The organism is Acidimicrobiia bacterium (assembly GCA_040881685.1).
In the GTDB taxonomy this organism is placed as follows: domain Bacteria; phylum Actinomycetota; class Acidimicrobiia; order IMCC26256; family PALSA-555; genus SHVJ01.
This window is the reverse complement of record JBBECS010000002.1, coordinates 33,415-50,906: the sequence shown is the minus strand read 5'-3', so window position 1 is coordinate 50,906 and position 17,492 is coordinate 33,415. Positions and strand designations below refer to the sequence as shown.

16 protein-coding genes are annotated in these 17,492 nt (G+C 69.6%); 13 read left to right on the top strand and 3 right to left on the bottom strand.

Annotated elements, in window-relative coordinates; translation table 11 throughout:
- Positions 1-18: 18 nt before the first annotated feature.
- The 12 genes from WEE69_00465 (at position 19) to WEE69_00410 (ending at position 14,180) form a co-directional block, all read left to right on the top strand.
- The gene (locus WEE69_00465) at positions 19-1,080 is read left to right on the top strand and encodes an ABC transporter ATP-binding protein (GenBank protein MEX1143770.1); all 1,062 of its coding nucleotides are present in this window, start codon (positions 19-21) and stop codon (positions 1,078-1,080) included.
- Between the two features lie 39 nt (positions 1,081-1,119).
- On the top strand, positions 1,120-2,148 hold the full coding sequence (locus tag WEE69_00460; protein ID MEX1143769.1) for an iron ABC transporter substrate-binding protein: 1,029 nt from the start codon (positions 1,120-1,122) through the stop codon (positions 2,146-2,148).
- Positions 2,149-2,152: 4 nt separating this feature from the next.
- A complete protein-coding gene (locus WEE69_00455) occupies positions 2,153-3,787 on the top strand; it encodes an iron ABC transporter permease (GenBank protein MEX1143768.1) in 1,635 nt (544 codons plus the stop codon).
- Between the two features lie 32 nt (positions 3,788-3,819).
- Positions 3,820-5,220: a protein kinase gene (locus tag WEE69_00450; protein MEX1143767.1), complete on the top strand. Its 1,401-nt coding sequence runs from the start codon at positions 3,820-3,822 to the stop codon at positions 5,218-5,220.
- Positions 5,221-5,410: 190 nt separating this feature from the next.
- Positions 5,411-7,057: a chaperonin GroEL gene (groL, locus tag WEE69_00445; protein MEX1143766.1), complete on the top strand. Its 1,647-nt coding sequence runs from the start codon at positions 5,411-5,413 to the stop codon at positions 7,055-7,057.
- Positions 7,058-7,374: 317 nt separating this feature from the next.
- Positions 7,375-7,743, top strand: coding sequence for a hypothetical protein (locus WEE69_00440; protein ID MEX1143765.1), 369 nt, complete (start codon positions 7,375-7,377; stop codon positions 7,741-7,743).
- A 14-nt stretch (positions 7,744-7,757) separates the two neighbouring features.
- Positions 7,758-8,540: a chlorite dismutase family protein gene (locus tag WEE69_00435; protein ID MEX1143764.1), complete on the top strand. Its 783-nt coding sequence runs from the start codon at positions 7,758-7,760 to the stop codon at positions 8,538-8,540.
- Positions 8,541-8,602: 62 nt separating this feature from the next.
- A complete protein-coding gene (locus WEE69_00430; GenBank protein ID MEX1143763.1) occupies positions 8,603-9,082 on the top strand; it encodes a hypothetical protein in 480 nt (159 codons plus the stop codon).
- 305 nt (positions 9,083-9,387) lie between these two features.
- A complete protein-coding gene (locus WEE69_00425; protein MEX1143762.1) occupies positions 9,388-10,632 on the top strand; it encodes an ammonium transporter in 1,245 nt (414 codons plus the stop codon).
- A gap of 17 nt (positions 10,633-10,649) precedes the next feature.
- Positions 10,650-10,988, top strand: a complete 339-nt coding sequence (locus tag WEE69_00420; GenBank protein ID MEX1143761.1) for a P-II family nitrogen regulator — start codon at positions 10,650-10,652, stop codon at positions 10,986-10,988.
- Positions 10,989-11,075: 87 nt separating this feature from the next.
- Positions 11,076-13,466, top strand: coding sequence for an ACT domain-containing protein (locus WEE69_00415; protein ID MEX1143760.1), 2,391 nt, complete (start codon positions 11,076-11,078; stop codon positions 13,464-13,466).
- Positions 13,467-13,487: 21 nt separating this feature from the next.
- The gene (locus WEE69_00410) at positions 13,488-14,180 is read left to right on the top strand and encodes an NUDIX hydrolase N-terminal domain-containing protein (GenBank protein MEX1143759.1); all 693 of its coding nucleotides are present in this window, start codon (positions 13,488-13,490) and stop codon (positions 14,178-14,180) included.
- On the opposite strand, the gene pyrE is transcribed toward WEE69_00410, so the two are convergent.
- From pyrE to WEE69_00395, 3 genes are read right to left on the bottom strand one after another with little or no spacing between them, the layout of a single operon-like run.
- Complete coding sequence (gene pyrE, locus WEE69_00405) at positions 14,177-14,695, bottom strand: orotate phosphoribosyltransferase (GenBank protein ID MEX1143758.1); 519 nt, start codon at positions 14,693-14,695, stop codon at positions 14,177-14,179. The two genes, WEE69_00410 and pyrE, sit on opposite strands and share 4 nt — an antisense overlap.
- On the bottom strand, positions 14,695-15,189 hold the full coding sequence (locus tag WEE69_00400) for a hypothetical protein (protein MEX1143757.1): 495 nt from the start codon (positions 15,187-15,189) through the stop codon (positions 14,695-14,697). The genes pyrE and WEE69_00400 overlap by 1 nt, the downstream gene beginning before the upstream one ends.
- Before the next feature lies 1 nt (position 15,190).
- Positions 15,191-16,954, bottom strand: coding sequence for an acyl-CoA dehydrogenase family protein (locus WEE69_00395; protein MEX1143756.1), 1,764 nt, complete (start codon positions 16,952-16,954; stop codon positions 15,191-15,193).
- 57 nt (positions 16,955-17,011) lie between these two features.
- Here WEE69_00395 and WEE69_00390 point away from each other — a divergent pair.
- On the top strand, positions 17,012-17,492 hold a 481-nt coding region (locus WEE69_00390), incomplete at its 3' end, for a hypothetical protein (protein MEX1143755.1).

The following is a 17,492-nucleotide window of genomic DNA, read 5'->3' as shown; positions in this document are numbered from 1 at the left end:
TGAGGATACCCTGACCTTGTGAGCCCAGGTTCGGCCGTGGTGGAGAGCCGAGGCCTCCGGAAGTCGTTCGACGTTGTGGTCGCCGTCGATGATGTCGACCTCGACGTGTTCGCAGGGGAAGTCCTCGCGCTGCTCGGGCCCAGCGGGTGCGGCAAGACCACCACGCTGCGCTTGGTCGCCGGCTTCGAACGCCCCGACGCCGGCACGATCCGCCTCGACGGGACGCAGGTCGCTGGCGATGCCGTGTTCGTCGCCCCCGAGCGACGCCGCGTCGGGGTCGTGTTCCAGGACTATGCGCTCTTCCCGCACCTCAATGTGGCGCAGAACATCGGCTACGGCGTCCGCAGCCGCGACACGCGAAGCCGCCGCGTCGCTGAGATGCTCGACCTCGTCGGCCTCGCGGCGACGGCAGATCGGCTTCCGCACGAGCTGTCGGGCGGCCAGCAGCAACGAGTTGCGTTGGCGCGCGCGCTCGCGCCGGAGCCGAGCCTCGTGCTGCTCGACGAGCCCTTCTCGGATCTCGACGCATCGCTGCGCGCCCAGGTGCGTGACGAGGTGCGGCAGATCCTGCGCGAAGCGCGGGCAACCGCGGTCGTGGTCACACATGATCAAGAGGAGGCGCTGAGCATCGCCGATCGGATCGCCGTGATGAACGAAGGCCGCGTGCTCCAGGTCGATGCGCCGTCGGCGCTCTACGCCCATCCACAGGACCGGTTCGTCGCCACCTTCGTCGGCGACGCCGACGTGATCCCAGGCCACGCCGATCGGGAGTCGGCCGTCACCGCGCTCGGCCGGCTCCCGCTTGCCGAGACGGGCGGGACCGGCGCCGTCGAGGTCGTGGTGCGGCCCGAGTGCGTGCGCCTCCGTCTCGACAGCGCGGGCGAGGGCGTCGTACGCGACATCGTCTACTTCGGCCACGACCAGCTTGTGGCCGTCGAGCTGGTGGACGGCACCGGCGTCCGGTCCCGCATGGGCCCGGGCCGTGCGTTCGAGCTCGGGGATCGGGTGAGCGTCTCGGTCATCGGCGACGTGCTGGCGTTCCCAGCAGCGCCTCCGCCGACGCCGGGGATGGTTAGGTGAGGTTGACCTGATCTAACCGGTTAGGGCAGACTCACCTTCATGACCAACCGACGCATGCGCCTCATCGCCCTGACCCTGGTCCTCGCAGTTGCGACGCTCGTGGCTGCCGTAGGCCCCGCCTCGGCGGGCACCGGTGGGACCCTGACCGTGTACTCCGGGCGCACCTCGGAGCTGATCCAACCCCTGCTCGACGAGTTCTCGGCCGACACCGGCGTCGAGATCGAGGTCCGGTACGGCGATTCGGCCGACCTGGCGCTGCTCATCGACGAGGAGGGCGACCAGACCCCCGCCGACGTCTTCATCTCGCAGAGCCCCGGCGCCACCGGGTACCTCGACGGGATCGACCGCCTCCGCAAGATCGACCAGGACGTCCTCGACCTCGTGGACCCGCGCTACCACGCCGCCGACGGTCGATGGACCGGCGTCTCCGGCCGAGTGCGGGTGCTCGTCTACAACACGGACCTTGTGAAGCGCGGCGATCTCCCTGACTCGGTCTTCGCCCTCACGAAGCCGAAGTACGAGGACCAGGTGGCCGTGGCCCCGACGAACGGCTCGTTTCAGGACTTCGTGACTGCGATGCGCGAGCTCGAGGGTGAGAAGCGCACCAAGAAGTGGCTCGCGGGCATGGAGGCCAACGGCGCCCGCGCGTACGCGAGCAACTCGGCGATCGTCGAGGCGGTCGGCCGCGGCGAGGTCCCCATGGGGCTCGTGAACCACTACTACGCCGCGCTCGCGAAGGCTGCCGACCCGTCCACCCCGGTCGAGAACCACGTGTTCGCGAACGAGGACGTCGGTTCGGTGATCCTCGTGACGGCGGCGGCGGTCATCGACCAGACCGACGACCGGAAGCTGGCCGAGAGATTCGTGCGGTACCTGCTCTCAAAGGCGGCCCAGACCCACCTGGCCGAAGACGAGTTCGAGTACCCGCTGGCGCGGGGTGTGAAGGCCTTGGGCGACCTGCCGCCACTCTCGAAGGTTGATGCGCCGCAGCTCGACCTCAGCACGCTCGGCGGCGGTTTGCTCCGCACCCGCGAGCTCATCGCGGAGAGCGGACTCGAGCAAGCATGACCTCATGACCACGACGGCGCCGGCATCGACCCCCTCGGTGCCGGCGCCGCTCGCGTCCGGGGGCCGAGTGCCGCGCGCTCCGCGGTCCCTGGTCGCCGCGGGCGCGATCGTGGCGGGGCTCTTCGCCGGGCCGCTGCTCTACCTCGCGATCCGGACGGTCGGGTTCGGGAGCGGCGCGCTCGATGTGCTCGCGTCGGACGACGCGGCCGGGCCGCTGTTGCGAACCTTGCTCCTCGCCGCGTCCGTGTCGGCCGCGTGCGCGGTGCTCGGCACGAGCCTGGCCTGGCTCGTCGTCCGCACCGACCTTCCGGGCCGGCGCGTCCTGAGAGTGCTGCTGGTGCTGCCCCTCGTGATCCCGTCCTTCGTCGGCGCCTTCGCCCTTCAGGCCGCCTTCGCGCGCGGTGGGCTCGTCGACAGGCTCCTCGACTTCGGCGTCCCGCCGCGCATCGAGGGGTTCTGGGCCGCGTTCGGCGTGCTTACGCTGCTGAGCTACCCGTACGTGTACCTGCCGGTCGCGGCGCGTCTGGCGGTGCTCCCGCCCGCACTCGAGGAGACCGCTCGCTCGCTCGGCCGCACGCCCGCCGAGGTGTTCCGCACCGTCGTGCTCCCGCAGACGACGGGAGCAGTCGCCGCCGGCTCGCTGCTCACGTTCCTGTACTGCGTCAGCGAGTTCGGCGCCGTGTCGTTGGTTCGCTACGACACCCTCACGCTTCGTATCGAGGCAACTCGCCTGTTCGACCGCGAAACCTCGATCACGCTGAGCTTGCTGCTCGCGGTCGTGGCGCTCGCCGTCGTGCTGGCCGAACGTGCGCTTGCACGCCGGCGCGCGCCGATCGAGGCCGTGGGCGCAGGGCGACGCGCGCACCAGGCGTTCCTCGGGCGGTGGCGCGTTCCGACGCTCTGCGGGGTTGGCATGGTGCTGATGGTGGCGCTCGTGGCGCCGGTCGCCGTGCTCGCAGAGTGGGCGGCCCGCGGCGACGGCACGCGCTTTGGCGGCACCGGTGATGCCGCAGATCTGCTCGAGCCCGTGCTCAACACCGTGGGCGTGTCGACCGTCACCGCACTCGTCGCTACGTTCTGCGTGCTCCCGCTTGCGTACCTGACGGTCCGGCACCGATCGCGCGTCGGCGGCGTGGTGAACATGCTCGTCGTCGGTGGGTTCGCGCTGCCGGGCCTGGTGATCGCGCTTGCCCTGGTGTTCTGGGTGCTCGGTACCCCGGTCGTCAGCGCGCTGTACCAGAGCTTCCCGCTGCTGGTGTTCGCGTACGTCGTGCACTTCGGAGCGCAAGCGATGCGCGCCTCGCAGGTCGCGGTCAGCGGGCTCCCGCGGCGCGTCGAGGACGCCGCGCGCGCACTCGGCGCGGGACGTTGGCGGCGGCTGCGCACGATCGAGCTGCCGCTCATCGCTCCTGGGTTGGCGGCCGGTGCCGGGCTGGTGCTGCTCGCGACGATGAAGGAGCTCCCGGCGACGTTGCTGCTCGCGCCGACCGGCTTCGAGACCCTCGCAACCCGGATCTGGAGCGCGTCCGAAAGCGGCCTCCTGGCCCGGGCGGGGCTGACGGCGCTCGTGCTGGTGGCTCTGTCCGCTCTGCTCACCTGGCTCGTGACCATCCGTCGTATGGACCGCCTCGATCGTTGATCGGCGCCGCACCGCCATAGGCTGTCGACTGGATGACCGCGCTTGATGCTCGGTACGAGCTCGGCCATCGCATCGGCGGGGGCGGTATGGCCGATGTCGTAGAGGCTTACGACCGAAAGCTGGATCGCCGCGTCGCAGTGAAGCTGCTGCGCGACGGCTCCAGCGACCCGCGCGCGCGCGAACGCTTCGTCCACGAAGCCCAGGCCGCGGCGCGCTTCACGCACCCGAACGTCGTCGCCGTGTACGACGTCGGCGAGACGGGCGGCCAGCCGTACCTCGTGATGGAGCTGATCGAGGGCCGCACCCTCAAAGAGGTGCTCGCCGAGCACGGTCCGCTCCCCGTCGAGCAGGCCCTCGCGGCTGGCGACGCCCTGCTCGCTGCGCTCGGAGCCGCGCATGTGCACGGCTTGGTCCACCGCGACGTGAAGCCGGCCAACGTGCTGATCGGAGCCAACGGTCGGGTCAAGCTCGCCGACTTCGGCATCGCCAAGGCGATCCAGGGCGCGACCGCAGGACTCACCGCGACCGGGGAGATCGTCGGCACCCCCGCCTACCTGTCACCGGAACAGGTGGAAGGCCGCGACGCGACGCCTCGCACGGATCTCTACGCGGTTGGCGTCGTGCTCTACGAGATGCTCGCCGGCACCCCGCCCTTCCAGGCCGACCAGGCACTTGCCGTTGCGCTGGCGCACCGGGACGACCCCGTCCCTCCACTTGAGGCCCACCGAGCCGACCTTCCCGCGGGCCTCTCGCAGGTGATCGGGCGCGCGCTCGAGAAGGATCCTGAACGACGCTTCACCGACGCCGGCGAGATGCGCAACGCCCTCAAGTCCGTGCGGAACGGCACGGGCCACGCCGCCGATGACGCCACGATCGTCACCGCCCTCCCCGGCGCGACGCAGACACTTCCCGCCGCACCGACGACGAACCCGCCGCCGGCGACGAACCCGGCACCAGCGAAGCGCCCGACCCGCCGCGCGCCTACGCGCCGCTCGGGCAAGGGCGTGGGGCTGCTCGTGTTCATCGTCGCGGCCGTGGTCGGCCTCGGCGCCGGCCTCCTCATGTTCCGCGGCGACTCCCCGCTGCGACGAGGTGAACGCGCAGCCGGTGTCGCCCAGCCTCTCGGGGCGTCCGTCCCGACGTTGGTGACGACCACGACCTTCCAGCTGCCCACCACCGTCGATGGCCTGATCGCCTTCCTCGCCGCCGCTCCCGATGCGTTCGGCGAACGGGGCAGCGAACTGCTCGAACGGCTCCTCGAGCTGCGCGAGGACTCGGAGCACGGACGCGACGCGGAGCACCTGGCCCAGGACATCGAGGGATGGGTAGAGGATGGGGAGCTCGACCCGACCATGGGCGCGCTAGCGCTCCAGATCCTGGGCGTGAGCTTCGATGCCCAGGGCGAAGGGGGTCCGGGCAACGACGGGGACTGATGGCATGAAGTGCGGCGCTGGCAGGCGCTCGCCAGGGAGCAAGCGGCCGCGGGACGGGTATCCCGGCCCGAAGCGAGCGACCGAAGCAGGGCGGTTTGCACTCTCGGCTCGCGACTGCCAACATGGCGACTAGCACTCACCCCATCCGAGTGCCAATTTCCGGACCCCACGACCCAAGGACGCTGAACCGATGCCAAAGCAGATCGCCTACGCCGAGAGTGCGCGTCGCTCGCTCGAGACCGGCATGAACAAGCTCGCCGACGCGGTGCGCGTCACGCTCGGCCCGAAGGGGCGCAACGTCGTGCTCGAGAAGAAGTGGGGCGCACCCACGATCACCAACGACGGTGTCTCCATCGCCAAGGAAATCGACCTCGAGGACCCGATCGAGAAGATCGGCGCCGAGCTGGTCAAGGAAGTCGCCAAGAAGACCGACGACGTGGCCGGCGACGGCACCACGACGGCCACCGTGCTGGCGTGGGCCATGGTCCGTGAGGGCCTGCGCAACGTCGCGGCGGGCGCCAACCCGATGGTCCTGAAGAAGGGCATCGAGTCGGCGGTCGCGACCGCGGTCGAGTCGATCAAGGCCGACTCGAAGAAGGTCGAGACCGACCCCGCGCAGATCGCCAACGTCGCCGCCATCTCAGCGGCCGACACGGAGATCGGCTCGATGATCGCCGAGGCGCTCGAGAAGGTCGGCACCGACGGCGTCATCACGGTCGAAGAGAGCCAGACCTTCGGGATGGAGCTCGACCTCGTCGAGGGCATGCGCTTCGACAAGGGCTACATCTCCCCGTACTTCGTGACCGACCCCGAGCGGATGGAAGCCGTCCTCGACGACGCGTACATCCTGCTCGTGTCCTCGAAGATCTCGGCGGTGAAGGACCTGCTGCCGGTGCTCGAGAAGGTCATGCAGGGCGGCAAGCCGCTGGCGATCATCGCCGAGGACGTCGAGGGCGAGGCACTTGCCACGCTCGTCGTCAACAAGATCCGCGGCACGTTCAAGTCGGTGGCCATCAAGGCTCCTGGCTTCGGCGAGCGGCGCAAGGCGATGCTCGAAGACATGGCGATCCTCACCGGCGGCCAGGTGGTCTCCGAGGAGGTCGGCCTGAAGCTGGAGAACGTCGGGCTCGACCTGCTCGGCAAGGCACGCAAGGTCGTCGTCACCAAGGACGAGACGACGATCGTGGAGGGTGCCGGCTCGCACGAAGAGGTGCAGGGTCGCATCAACCAGATCAAGCAGGAGATCGACAACACCGACTCCGACTACGACCGCGAGAAGCTTCAGGAGCGCCTCGCCAAGCTGTCGGGTGGTGTCGCGATCATCAAGGTCGGCGCGGCCACCGAGGTCGAGCTCAAGGAGAAGAAGCACCGCATCGAGGACGCCGTCCAGACCACGAAGGCTGCGGTCGAGGAAGGCGTTGTCGCCGGCGGTGGCGTGGCGCTCCTGCGGGCCCAGGCCAAGGTGCTCGACGCGGCCAAGGCGCTCGACGGTGACGAGGCGACCGGTGCCCGCATGGTGGCCCGTGCGCTCGAGGAGCCGCTCAAGCAGATCGCGCTCAACGCCGGTCTCGAGGGTGGCGTGGTCGTCGAGAAGGTGCGGAGCCTCAAGGGCGCCGAGGGCCTGAACGCGGCGACCGAGGAGTACGAGGACCTCATCAAGGCCGGCGTCATCGACGCGGCCAAGGTGACCCGCTCGGCGCTCCAGAACGCGGCGTCGATCGCGGCGCTGTTCCTCACCACTGAGGCGGTGGTTGCCGACAAGCCCGAAGAGAAGGGTGCCGGCGGCGGCATGCCCGGTGGCATGCCCGGCGGCGGCATGGGAGACATGGACTTCTAAATCGGTCCGAACGCGGAGAAGGGCGCCCCTTTCGAGGGGCGCCCTTTCTCGCGTGTGCGCGATGAGTCGGTGGCGCTCACAGCCCAAGGCACGCAGACGCTGCGAACGGTCTGAATGTGGAGATGTTCGACTTCGGCGTCCCCGTCGAAGTCGTAGCCCCGCCGGCTGACCAGATCACCGAGTTCGCCGATCTCCTCGCTCGGCAAGCGGTCTGATCAGGCTCCGCGTCTCGACGTAGCCCGCCGGGCAGACTCTGGGGCATCGAGGAACGGCGGATCTGCTCGCTCGTCCTGCACAAGTGGGGCGACTACAAGCCGGTGCTCCCCGCCGCATCGCTGCGCTTCCTCGAGCGTGACGCCTATCTCGACGCGGCCCGCGCCGATGCCCGCGTCCGCGACGAGATGGTCATGGGCTGGTTCTCCGACTTCGAGCAGGAGTTCCGCGATCCGGTACTCACCGACGTCGATCAGGAGCTGGTGACCGTCTGCCCGCCCATGATGCGCGACATCGTGGAAGCCGAGCCGCCGAGGATCCAGCGCGCGTATGTCGAGGGCGCGTTCATGCGTCGCATGTTCCGCCTGCTCGTGGAAGGCGAGGGCTGGGAGGCCGATGCGCAAGTGCGCGACGTGATGGCCCGTCACTACTCGTTCCACCTCGCCGCAGTCGAGGCCGTCGAGGCGGGCTGACTACCCTCGATCCCGTGGATTCGGTGGAACCGTCGGCCGGGTGGGGGGTGCTGCACCTCTTCTACCGGGTGGACGCACGGCGGGCGGAAGAAGAGCCGGGCGGGGCCAAGCGCGTGCTCGACGCGGTCGACGCGTTCGTGGACGGCACGCACCAGGTGCTCACGTTCGCGGTGCTCGGCCACAAGGCCGACCTCGGCGTGATGGCGGTCGGACCCGACCTGGCCCGTCTCCAGGCACTCCAGGCTGATCTTTCCCGTGCGCCCCTCGTCCCGACCTGGTCGTACCTGTCCCTGACCGAGCTCTCCGAGTACGGCGCCACCGAGGACGACGAGCGTGCCCGCCTCGCGGCGGAGGAGGGCGTCTCCGACGCCGCCGCGGTCGAAGAGCGGCTCACGGTCTGGCGGGAGCGCATCGAGCACTACCGGGAGCAGCGCTTGCACCCGCAGCTGCCGGCGAAGCGGGCCATCTGCTTCTATCCGATGTCGAAGCGCCGGACCGGGACGGACAATTGGTTTGCACTCGACTTCGACGAGCGCAAGCGGCTCATGGCCGGCCACGCGCGGGTCGGGCGTGGGTACGCCGGGCGGGTGCTGCAGCTCATCACAGGGTCGACCGGCATCGACGACTGGGAGTGGGGGGTCACACTGCTGGCCGACGACCCGGCCGCGCTCAAGGAGATCGTCTACGAGATGCGCTTCGACGAGGTCTCCGCCCGATTCGCCGAGTTCGGCCCGTTCTTCACGGGACTCGTGCTCGAGCCCGCGGACGCGCTGCGCCGGGTGGGCCTCGAGGTGTGAGTGCCGACCGAAGCGCAGCCGTGGCCGGAGGCCGGGACGACGGAGCGTAGGGACCCGGTGTGATGGACGAGCGCACTGCGCTCGAGCGGTTGCGCACCACCGGCGAGACGATCGTGGCCGGGATCGAGGCGTGCATCCCCGACTGGATCGCGGCCCAAGTCACTCGTGTGCTCGATGCGTGGGACGGGCTGGACGGCGCGGACCGAGCTCGCGCTGACGACGAGGCCCGTGCCGCCGGAGCCGCCGCCTCGGCCCGCATCGTCGAAGACCTGCGCGCGCTGCTTGCGGTCGACCCGGCCCAGCAGTCGGCCACGCCGCTCGAGGTGGTTCGCACCGTGACCCGCGAACCGACGGCCGTGCTCGATGGCTTCGGTGTTCCGCCGGTCGTGCGCGACGCGTTCGAGGAGCGGGCCTTCCCGGATGACGTCTACGGCCTCGTGCCCCACACGCTGGGCGATCTTGGCGCCGAGTCGCTCGCCCCGCTACATCTCGCCTGGGGAGTGGCGAAGGCGGCCGTGTTGCGAGTGCGCGCGGCGCCCTGACCACCAACGGCCGTGCGAACGCCCCATCCTGGTGTGCACGCCACCACGGATCGCGGCCACCGCGGCACGCTTGCGCTCGTCGTCGACCTTGCGGCCGTCGAGGTCTGACACTTCGAACCGGTCGATCACCACGTCGGCCCCGAGGGTTCGAAGGTCCTGGCCAAGGCACCAGGCGGGTCACCCGCGCCCGTTCACCTTCCCGAAACATTGTCGCGACCTTCGGGAAACAGCGCCCGGTGATGCTGCTGCCGAACCTGACGTGAACGTGTCCGGTCGCGCACTGGACGATGGTGGAAGGGGAGGGTGTGGATTTCAACACGGGCGATACCGCCTGGGTCCTGACGTCGGCGGCTTTGGTCTTGTTCATGACGCCGGGCCTGGCCCTGTTCTACGGCGGCATGGTGCGCACGAAGAACGTGCTCGCCATGCTCATGAACAACTTCTGGTGCATGGGCATCGTGAGCGTGCTGTGGGCCGCGGGGGTGTACTCACTGGCGTTCAGCGGGGACGGCGACCTCATCGGCAACTTGGACCTCGGTTGGATGAGCGGCGCGTTGCACACACCCGCGACCGGGCTCGAAGGATTGACCATCCCGCCGTTCGCCTTCATGGCGTTCCAGCTCATGTTCGCGATCATCACTCCGGCGCTGATCACCGGCGCGATCACCGACCGCGTGCGGTGGGCCGCGTGGGCCTGGTTCGTGCCGATCTGGCTCGTGCTGGTCTACGCGCCGATCGCGCACTGGGTGTTCTCGCCGTCGGGCTGGCTCTTCAAGGAGGGTGCGCTCGACTTCGCCGGTGGGACCGTGGTCCACATCAACGCCGGTATCGCGGCGCTTGCCGCCGTCCTGGTGCTCGGGAAGCGCAAGGGTTGGCCATCGCACCCGATGCCGCCGCACAACCTGCCGCTCACGCTCATCGGCGCGGGCATCCTGTGGTTCGGTTGGTACGGGTTCAACGCCGGCTCCGCGCTCGCTGGGAGCGAGCTCGCAGCCACCGCGCTCGTGAACACGCACCTGGCCGCGGCGGCAGCCCTCTGCAGCTGGCTCCTCGTCGAGCGGATTCGCGGCGGTCACGCCACGACGCTGGGCGCGGCGTCTGGCTTGGTGGCCGGACTCGTGGCGATCACGCCGTGCGCCGGTTTCGTCGGTGGGATGTCGCCGGTGTACATCGGCCTCATCGCCGGTGCCGTCTGTGCGCTCGCCGTCGGGTTGAAGAACAAGTTCGGCTACGACGACTCGCTCGACGTGGTGGGAGTGCACCTCGTCGGCGGTCTGATCGGCTCACTCCTCGTCGGCGTGTTCGCGGACACCGCGTACAACTCCGCGGGCACGGACGGACTCGTCGAGTCAGGGAGCTTCGACCTGCTCGGGAAGCAGCTGCTGGCGGTCGGTGCCACGTTGGTGTGGTCGTTCGCAATCACGGCTGCCATCCTGCTGGTGCTCAAGAAGGTGCTGCCCAAGGGGATCCGTGTCTCCGAGGAGGATGAGGACACAGGGCTCGACCTCACGCAGCACTCCGAGACCGGCTACGCCCTCGACCGAGTCTGAACGGGAGAATCGATCACATGAAGCTCATTGTCGGCATCATCAAGCCGTTCAAGCTCGACGACGTGAAGGACGCGCTCAAGGACCTCGGGGTCCAGGGCATCACCGTGTCCGACGTCCAGGGCTTCGGACGCCAACGTGGTCACACGGAGGTGTACCGCGGCGCCGAGTACACCATCGACTTCGTCCCCAAGGTACGGATCGAGATCCTGGTCGACGACGGCGACGTCCAGCGCGTCACCGACAAGCTCGTCGAAACGGCCCGCACCGGCAAGATCGGTGATGGCAAGGTGTGGGTCGTGCCGGTCGAATCGGTCGTGCGCATCCGCACAGGAGAAGCGGGAAGCGACGCGCTCTAGTTGTGTGGCGGGCTTCCCGGCCCCGCGAGCGTGCGCCCGCGGGCCGGGTACCCCGGCTCGCAGCAAGCGAGCCATCATGCCGGTGCCATGAGCGGGAAGAGGAGCGTTGCGCTGCGTGACGCGCAGACCCGGGCCGTAGCTGACCCGGGTCTGCGCGGCAGCGCGTTCGGGCGCTCGCTGGCCGAATCCATCGACGAGGCCTGTCGTGGGGCGGCAACGGACGTCGATCTTCCCGGCCGCTGGGCTGTCGTTGCTCTCGGCTCGTACGCGCGACGCGAGCTGTGTCCAGGCTCCGACGTCGACCTCATGCTCGTTCACGACGGCACCGCGCGCGGCAGGCTCGCAGCCGCGGCGGCCGAAGCGCTGTGGTACCCGCTGTGGGACGCGGGGTTCGTGCTCGGGCACGCGCTGCGCACGCCGAAAGAGGCGCTCGTACTCGCTCGCGACGATGTCGACACGCTGACTGGCCTGCTCGACCTCCGCATCGTTCACGGCGACCACGACCTCGCCCGCGAGGTCGTGCAACGCGCCCGAGAGCTGGCTCGCAAGCGATGTACGTCGGTGATCGCGAAGCTCGCCGATGCCGCGGAGGCGCGCCACGATCGCCCTGGACCGATCGCGGAGATGCTCGAGCCCAACCTCAAGGAAGGTGCCGGCGGCTTGCGCGACCTCCAGGCGCTCACGTGGGCGGGGTGGACCCTCGGTGAGCCCGGCGGAGTGGATGCGCTGGTCAGCGGCGGCTTCCTCCAGTCCAGTGACCCCGCGATGCTCGATGCCGCCCGCGAGCGGCTCCTCGACGCGCGCGTCGAGCTGCACCGCGTCACCAGCGGCCGGTCCGACGTGCTGAGCCTCCAGGAGCAGGACGCGGTTGCCCGCGCTCTGGGGGTCTCCGACGCCGACGCCCTCGTACGCGATCTGGCTGCCGCGAGCCGTGCTGTCACCTGGGTGACCAGCGAGGTGTGGCGTCGACTGCGCAAACCGCGACGGCGTCTGCTCCGACACCGTGCGCTCGCGGTCGGGATCGAGGCGCATGAAGGAGTGCTCGGACTGTCGCCCGACGCCAGCGTCACCCCGGCCACGTGTCTGCGTCTCGCGGCGACCGCGGCTCGTCTCATGCTGCCCCTCGAACGAGCTTCACTCGAACGGTTGCGCGCTCTCGATGCGACGACATGGGACGACGACGCACGCGCCGAGCTCATCGCGCTCTTCCGCACTGGGCACGCGGCGATCCCGGTGGTGGAGGCGCTCGACCAGGTGGGTGCGCTCGTCGCGCTCGTTCCGGAGTGGTCGTGCGTGCAGGCACGTCCGCAGCGAAATGCGTACCACCGGTTCACCGTCGACCGGCACCTGCTCGAGTGCGTAGCGGAGTGTGCCGGCCTTATGGAGGAGCGTGGCTTCGACGGTGACGCGGCGCGGCGCTCCCGGCCCGACCTGTTGCTGCTCGGTGCCCTGCTGCACGACATCGGGAAGGGGATCACGGGCGACGATCACTCGGTCACGGGTGCGCGGGCGGCCCGTGAGATCACCGAGCGCATGGGGCTCGACCCGCACGGCGTCGATGTCGTCGAGTGGCTCGTGCGCAACCACTTGCTCCTGGCTGACACCGCGACGCGGCGCGACCTGGCCGAGGAGAAGACGATCGTGCGCTTCGGTCGCGCCGTGCGCGACACCGAGCGCCTCGACCTGCTCTACGCGTTGACCGTGGGCGATTCGCGTGCCACCGGGCCGGCCGCGTGGAGCACCGGGAAGGCCGCGTTGGTGCGCCAGCTCTTCCTCGAGGCCGATGCGCTGCTCGAACGCGGTGTGGTCGGTCCCGGCCTCAGCGACGAGCGGATCGCCGCGCTCGAAAGTCACCGGGATGCGCTCGCGCGCAAGCAGCTCGCGGTCACCTGGGACGACCGTGACGACGGCCTCGTGGAGTGCACCGTCGTCGCGCCGGACCGCACCGGGCTCCTCGCGACCGTGACTGCGGTGCTCGCCCTGCACGGCTTCGACATCCGCGGCGCGTCCGCCTACGGCGACGAGTCAGGCATGGCGCTCGAGGTCTACCGAGGCGTCGACACCTTCGGGCGTCTGGATGCTGAGGGACGAAACGCGATCGAGGCCGATGTGGCGGCGGCGATCGCGGGGACGCTCCCGGTGCGCCGCAGGCTCGATGAGCGCATCCGCCGATACCGACGAGAACAGATCCGCGACGAGGCAGTACGCGTCAGCTTCGATCTCGATGCTTCGAGCGCCGCGACGGTGTGCGAGGTCCACGCTCCCGACGACGTGGGCCTGCTCGCCCGGCTCGCCGCGGTGTTCGCCGACTTGGAGATCGACGTGAACGCCGCGCTCGTGTCCACGCTCGGTGATCGCGTCGTTGACGTCTTCTACGTGCAGGACGCGCAGGGGGCGAAGCTCACCGAGCCACTCGCGCTCGATCGCCTACGGGCCACCATCGTGGCGCGGCTTACCGCCGACTCTCTCATCGCCTGACGCTCGATAGGGTCGGGCACGATGAGTGACGAGCACCAAATCTCGGCTATCGATCTGTTGCGCTGGGCCGAGTCCTTGGCCGGGATCGCCCGCACGGGACTGGGCTTCACGCAGAGCCTCTACGAGAAGGAGCGCTTCGAGGAGGTGCTCAAGGTCGCCGCCGACATCCGGTCGGCCGCGCTCGAGGAGGCCGAGGCCGACGCGCTGTTCGAGGAATGGCTTGCGACCGTCGGCGAAGGCGTCGCTGGGTACGTGACGCCGAAGGTCGCCGTCGCCGCAGTGGTTGGCAACGACAACAACGAGATCCTGCTCACCCAGCGCGCTGACTCGGGTGTTTGGCTCTACCCGGTGGGTTGGGCCGACGTCGGATACTCGCCGTCGGAAGTAGCCATCAAAGAGGTGTACGAGGAGACCGGCATCGAGGTGGAGCCGGTGTCACTCATCGCGGTGTTCGACGGTCTCCGCCTCGGCTTCGCGCGCCTGCCCCTGTACTCGCTCGTCTTTCACTGCCGCGTGCTCGGCGGCACGCTGGAAGGCCACCCGCTCGAGACCCGGGACGTTGGATTCTTCGCGCGCGACGCGCTGCCGTGGCCACTCGCGGGCGGCGCCCGTTGGGTCGAGACGGCGTTTGCCGCGATCGAAGGCGAACAACGCCCCGTCGACTTCGACCTGCCGAGAACTCCGCCGTGGCGCGGTGGCGAGGATGGTGCCTAGGGAAGCAAGTCGCTCATCGTGAACAGCGAGCGGAGCTCGACGCCGATGTGGGCGAGGGCCTCGGTGCCGCCAGCTTCGCGGTCGATCACGCACAGCGCCGTGTCGACGAGCGCGCCCTGGTCGCGGAGGTCGCCGCACGACGCCACCACCTGACCACCTGACGTCACGACATCTTCGATGACGGTGAGGTGCTGACCGTCGATCTCGCCGCCTTCGGCGAGGCGGCAGGTGCCGTAGGTCTTGGCCTCCTTGCGGACGAATCGAGTCGGCAACCCCGTGCGATGCGAGAGCGCGGTCGCGAGCGGTACACCGCCGAGCTCGAGGCCGGCGAGCGCGTCGGTACCGTCGGGCACGAGCGCCGCGAGCAGCTCGGCGATGTCTCGGAGCAGTTCGGGATCGCCCTCGAACAGGTACTTGTCGAAGTACTCGTTGCTCACGGTCCCCGACCGCAGCGTGAACTCACCCGTCAGGTGCGCACGTTCGTAGATCGCGCGTGCGAGCGCGGCTCGGTCCATCAGTCCGCCTGGAGATCGTCGAGGAGCAGGCCCATGATCGACACCGCGCCCGGCTCGCGCTCCCACGCGTCACCGATGCGCTCGTGGTCGACCAGGCCGGATGCGTCGGGCGCGATCCCGAGCGCATCGCGGGCGGTCCCGGCGAGGATCGGCGGCTCCACCTCGTCACCGTACGCCGGGAAGCACTCGAGCCCCTCCCAGATCGAGGAGAGGGCTCGGAGCTCGGTTCCGATCGGCAAGTGCTCGGTGCCGCTTCCGGAGACGATCCCGCTCACGACGGCGTCCCAGACGTCGTAGATCGAGCAACCGGCCGGTTGCTCGTAGCGGGGCACCGGATGGAGGCGCCATTCGAGCGTGACGCCACCCGGATGACTATCGGTGAGCCAGGTCTGGGTGCCGTTCACGTAGCTGTCGACCGGGGCTCCGAGGTGCTCGTCGAGCGCGAGCACGAGCTCTGGCGAGACGTTCCACACCGCGGTGGGTGTGAGTGCCAACTCAGGCAGCCGCGGGATCGATCGCGCCGTACCGCACGATCGGCTCGAAGTGCTCGAGCACGGTTCGGTCGTCGTCGAGGAGCCCGCGCGCGCGGGTGGGAACGAGGCGGCGTGCGAACCGTCGCGCCACGACTGCCTTGCGGGCGTCGCCGTCGCGGGCGAGCTGCCACGTGGCCTCGTCGAGCAGGAGCGCACCTTCGGCGAGGTCGGCGAGGAGGTGGGTGACGCGCTTGGCGTTGAGGAGCTGCACGTCGTCCTCGGCCACCGAGAACCTCGCCAACGCCTCCTTGGCGTCGCCGAGCGTCGTCGCGACCGCGTCGACCACCGGTGCCAGCACCGCGTCGGTGCCTGCGCCGTCGAGCGCGCGCGTGACTCGGGCGAGGAGGGCCTCGTGCGCGTCGTCGCCGCGGATCGCGCGCCGCACGTCGAGGCAGCAGATGTTCTCTGTCCCCTCCCAGATCGTGTGGCATTGCGCGTCGCGCAGCTGGCGCGCCATCGGCCAGTCCTCCATGTAGCCGTTACCGCCGAAGACCTCGAGCGCCTGACTCGCCGCGTTCAGGGCCTCGCGCGTCGCGCGCACCTTGGCTATCGGCACGAGGATGCGCCGGAGCAGGCGCCCCTCGTCGGCTTCGGCGGTCGTGCGTGCAGCCGTGGCGCACTCGAAGGTGAGCGCCATCCCGGCCTCGAGCTCGACGAGCAGGTCGACGAGGGTCTCGCGCACCATTGGGTACGAGTCGATGCGCTGGCCCCACTGATGACGGTGTGCGGCGTAGATCGCGGCCTCCAGGAAGGACCGGCGGTGGATGCCGAGCCCCATCAGCGCCACCCCGAAGCGGCTGCCGTTGACCATCTCCATCATCCGATTGAGGCCACCTTCATTCGCTCGCTCACTGCGAGTCGGGTTACCCGCCTCGCGGTCGTTCGCTCGCTGCGAAGCCAACCACGCGCGTGCGCCGACGAGCTCGATCTCTGCCGTTGGCACCGCTCGCGTACCGAGCTTGGGCTTGAGCCGCTTGATCTGGAATCCGTTCGGCGCGCCGTCGGGGAGCACTCTCGGGACGATGAACGTGGCGAGGCCGCGCGTGCCTTCGGGAGCACCTTCCGGTCGGGCGAGCACGATGAACACCTCGGCGTCGGCGTTCGAGCAGAAGTGCTTCTCGCCGAAGATCCGCCACTCGTCGCCGTCGGGAACGGCGCGAGTGGTGTTCGCGCCCACGTCACTTCCACCTTGGCGCTCGGTGAGGAACATGCCGCCTTCCCAGGCCTCGTCGGGATCGAGGCTCGTGAGGCGGCGCAAGAAGTCGTCGCGCACATCGGTCGGCGCGTACCGCTCGACGATGTCGGCGGCACCCGCGGTCATGCCGAGACCGCAATAGATCGCGGTCTCGGCCTGGCTCACCAGGTAACACATCGCTGCCGTGACAACCGCGGGGACGGGCCGGTCGACGTGGTGCGCGAGCCCGGTGAAGCCGGCGCGCACGAGGTCGGCCTTGCTCTCGACCCAACCGGGGTGAAGCTCGATCTCGTCGACCTCCACGCCCCACTCGTCGTAGCGGCGCAGCACCGGGCCGTGCTGGTCGGACACCTCGGCGCGTCCCGCCAACGGTCCGCCGCACAGCGCGCCATACAGCGCGACGTGCTCCTCGGCGAAGTCACGGTCACCGCGATCGGTGAGGAGACGGTCGAGCAGCAACCGCAGGTTCGGGTCGGTCTCGTACCAGTCGAGGCCGATCGCCCCGTCGTGCGCTGCGTAGTCGGGGAGCACGGTGTCGAGGTTACCGGTCGGCCGCGCCGCAAGCGTCAGCCGGTAGCGTGCGCGGCGATGGGCACCCTGCGTTCGCGTTCTGCCGTGGCCGGCGCGCTCGTGGCCGGCTTCACGCTCGCGTCATGCGGTGGCCAGGCACGACTGACCATCGCCGAGTTCACCAACACCGCGAATCAGGAGTGTGCGTCGCTGAAGGACGCGAGCGACGAGTTCCGCAAGGCCCAGGACCCGTCGTTCACCGGCGAGGAAGTCGCGACCTTCGTGCACCGCGTCGCCGACCGGCTTCGGGGGCTCGTGGAGAACCTCGACGAGCTGGCGCCGCCGGAGGAGATGGAGACCGACGTCGACGAGCTGCTCGGAGTGCTCGGCGACTACGCCGACGGGCTCGACGAGCTGGCCGACGCGACCGGGCCCGGACAGACGTTCCAGGGCGTGCTCCAGGAGCAGACCGACATCGTGAACCGCTTGAACGGTCTCGCGCCGCGCGCGACGGTGCTCGTGAGCGAGCTCAGCCTCGTGTCCTGCATCCTCCCCTCCT

Excerpts from the sequence above, each read along its gene's own strand:
- WEE69_00460 (MEX1143769.1), top strand. The coding sequence starts at position 1,120 with ATGACCAACCGACGCATGCGCCTCATCGCCCTGACCCTGGTCCTCGCA.
- WEE69_00415 (MEX1143760.1), top strand. The coding sequence starts at position 11,076 with ATGAGCGGGAAGAGGAGCGTTGCGCTGCGTGACGCGCAGACCCGGGCC.
- WEE69_00450 (MEX1143767.1), top strand. The coding sequence starts at position 3,820 with ATGACCGCGCTTGATGCTCGGTACGAGCTCGGCCATCGCATCGGCGGG.
- WEE69_00420 (MEX1143761.1), top strand. The coding sequence starts at position 10,650 with ATGAAGCTCATTGTCGGCATCATCAAGCCGTTCAAGCTCGACGACGTG.
- WEE69_00455 (MEX1143768.1), top strand. The coding sequence starts at position 2,153 with ATGACCACGACGGCGCCGGCATCGACCCCCTCGGTGCCGGCGCCGCTC.
- groL (MEX1143766.1), top strand. The coding sequence starts at position 5,411 with ATGCCAAAGCAGATCGCCTACGCCGAGAGTGCGCGTCGCTCGCTCGAG.
- WEE69_00410 (MEX1143759.1), top strand. The coding sequence starts at position 13,488 with ATGAGTGACGAGCACCAAATCTCGGCTATCGATCTGTTGCGCTGGGCC.
- WEE69_00430 (MEX1143763.1), top strand. The coding sequence starts at position 8,603 with ATGGACGAGCGCACTGCGCTCGAGCGGTTGCGCACCACCGGCGAGACG.
- pyrE (MEX1143758.1), bottom strand. The coding sequence starts at position 14,695 with ATGGACCGAGCCGCGCTCGCACGCGCGATCTACGAACGTGCGCACCTG.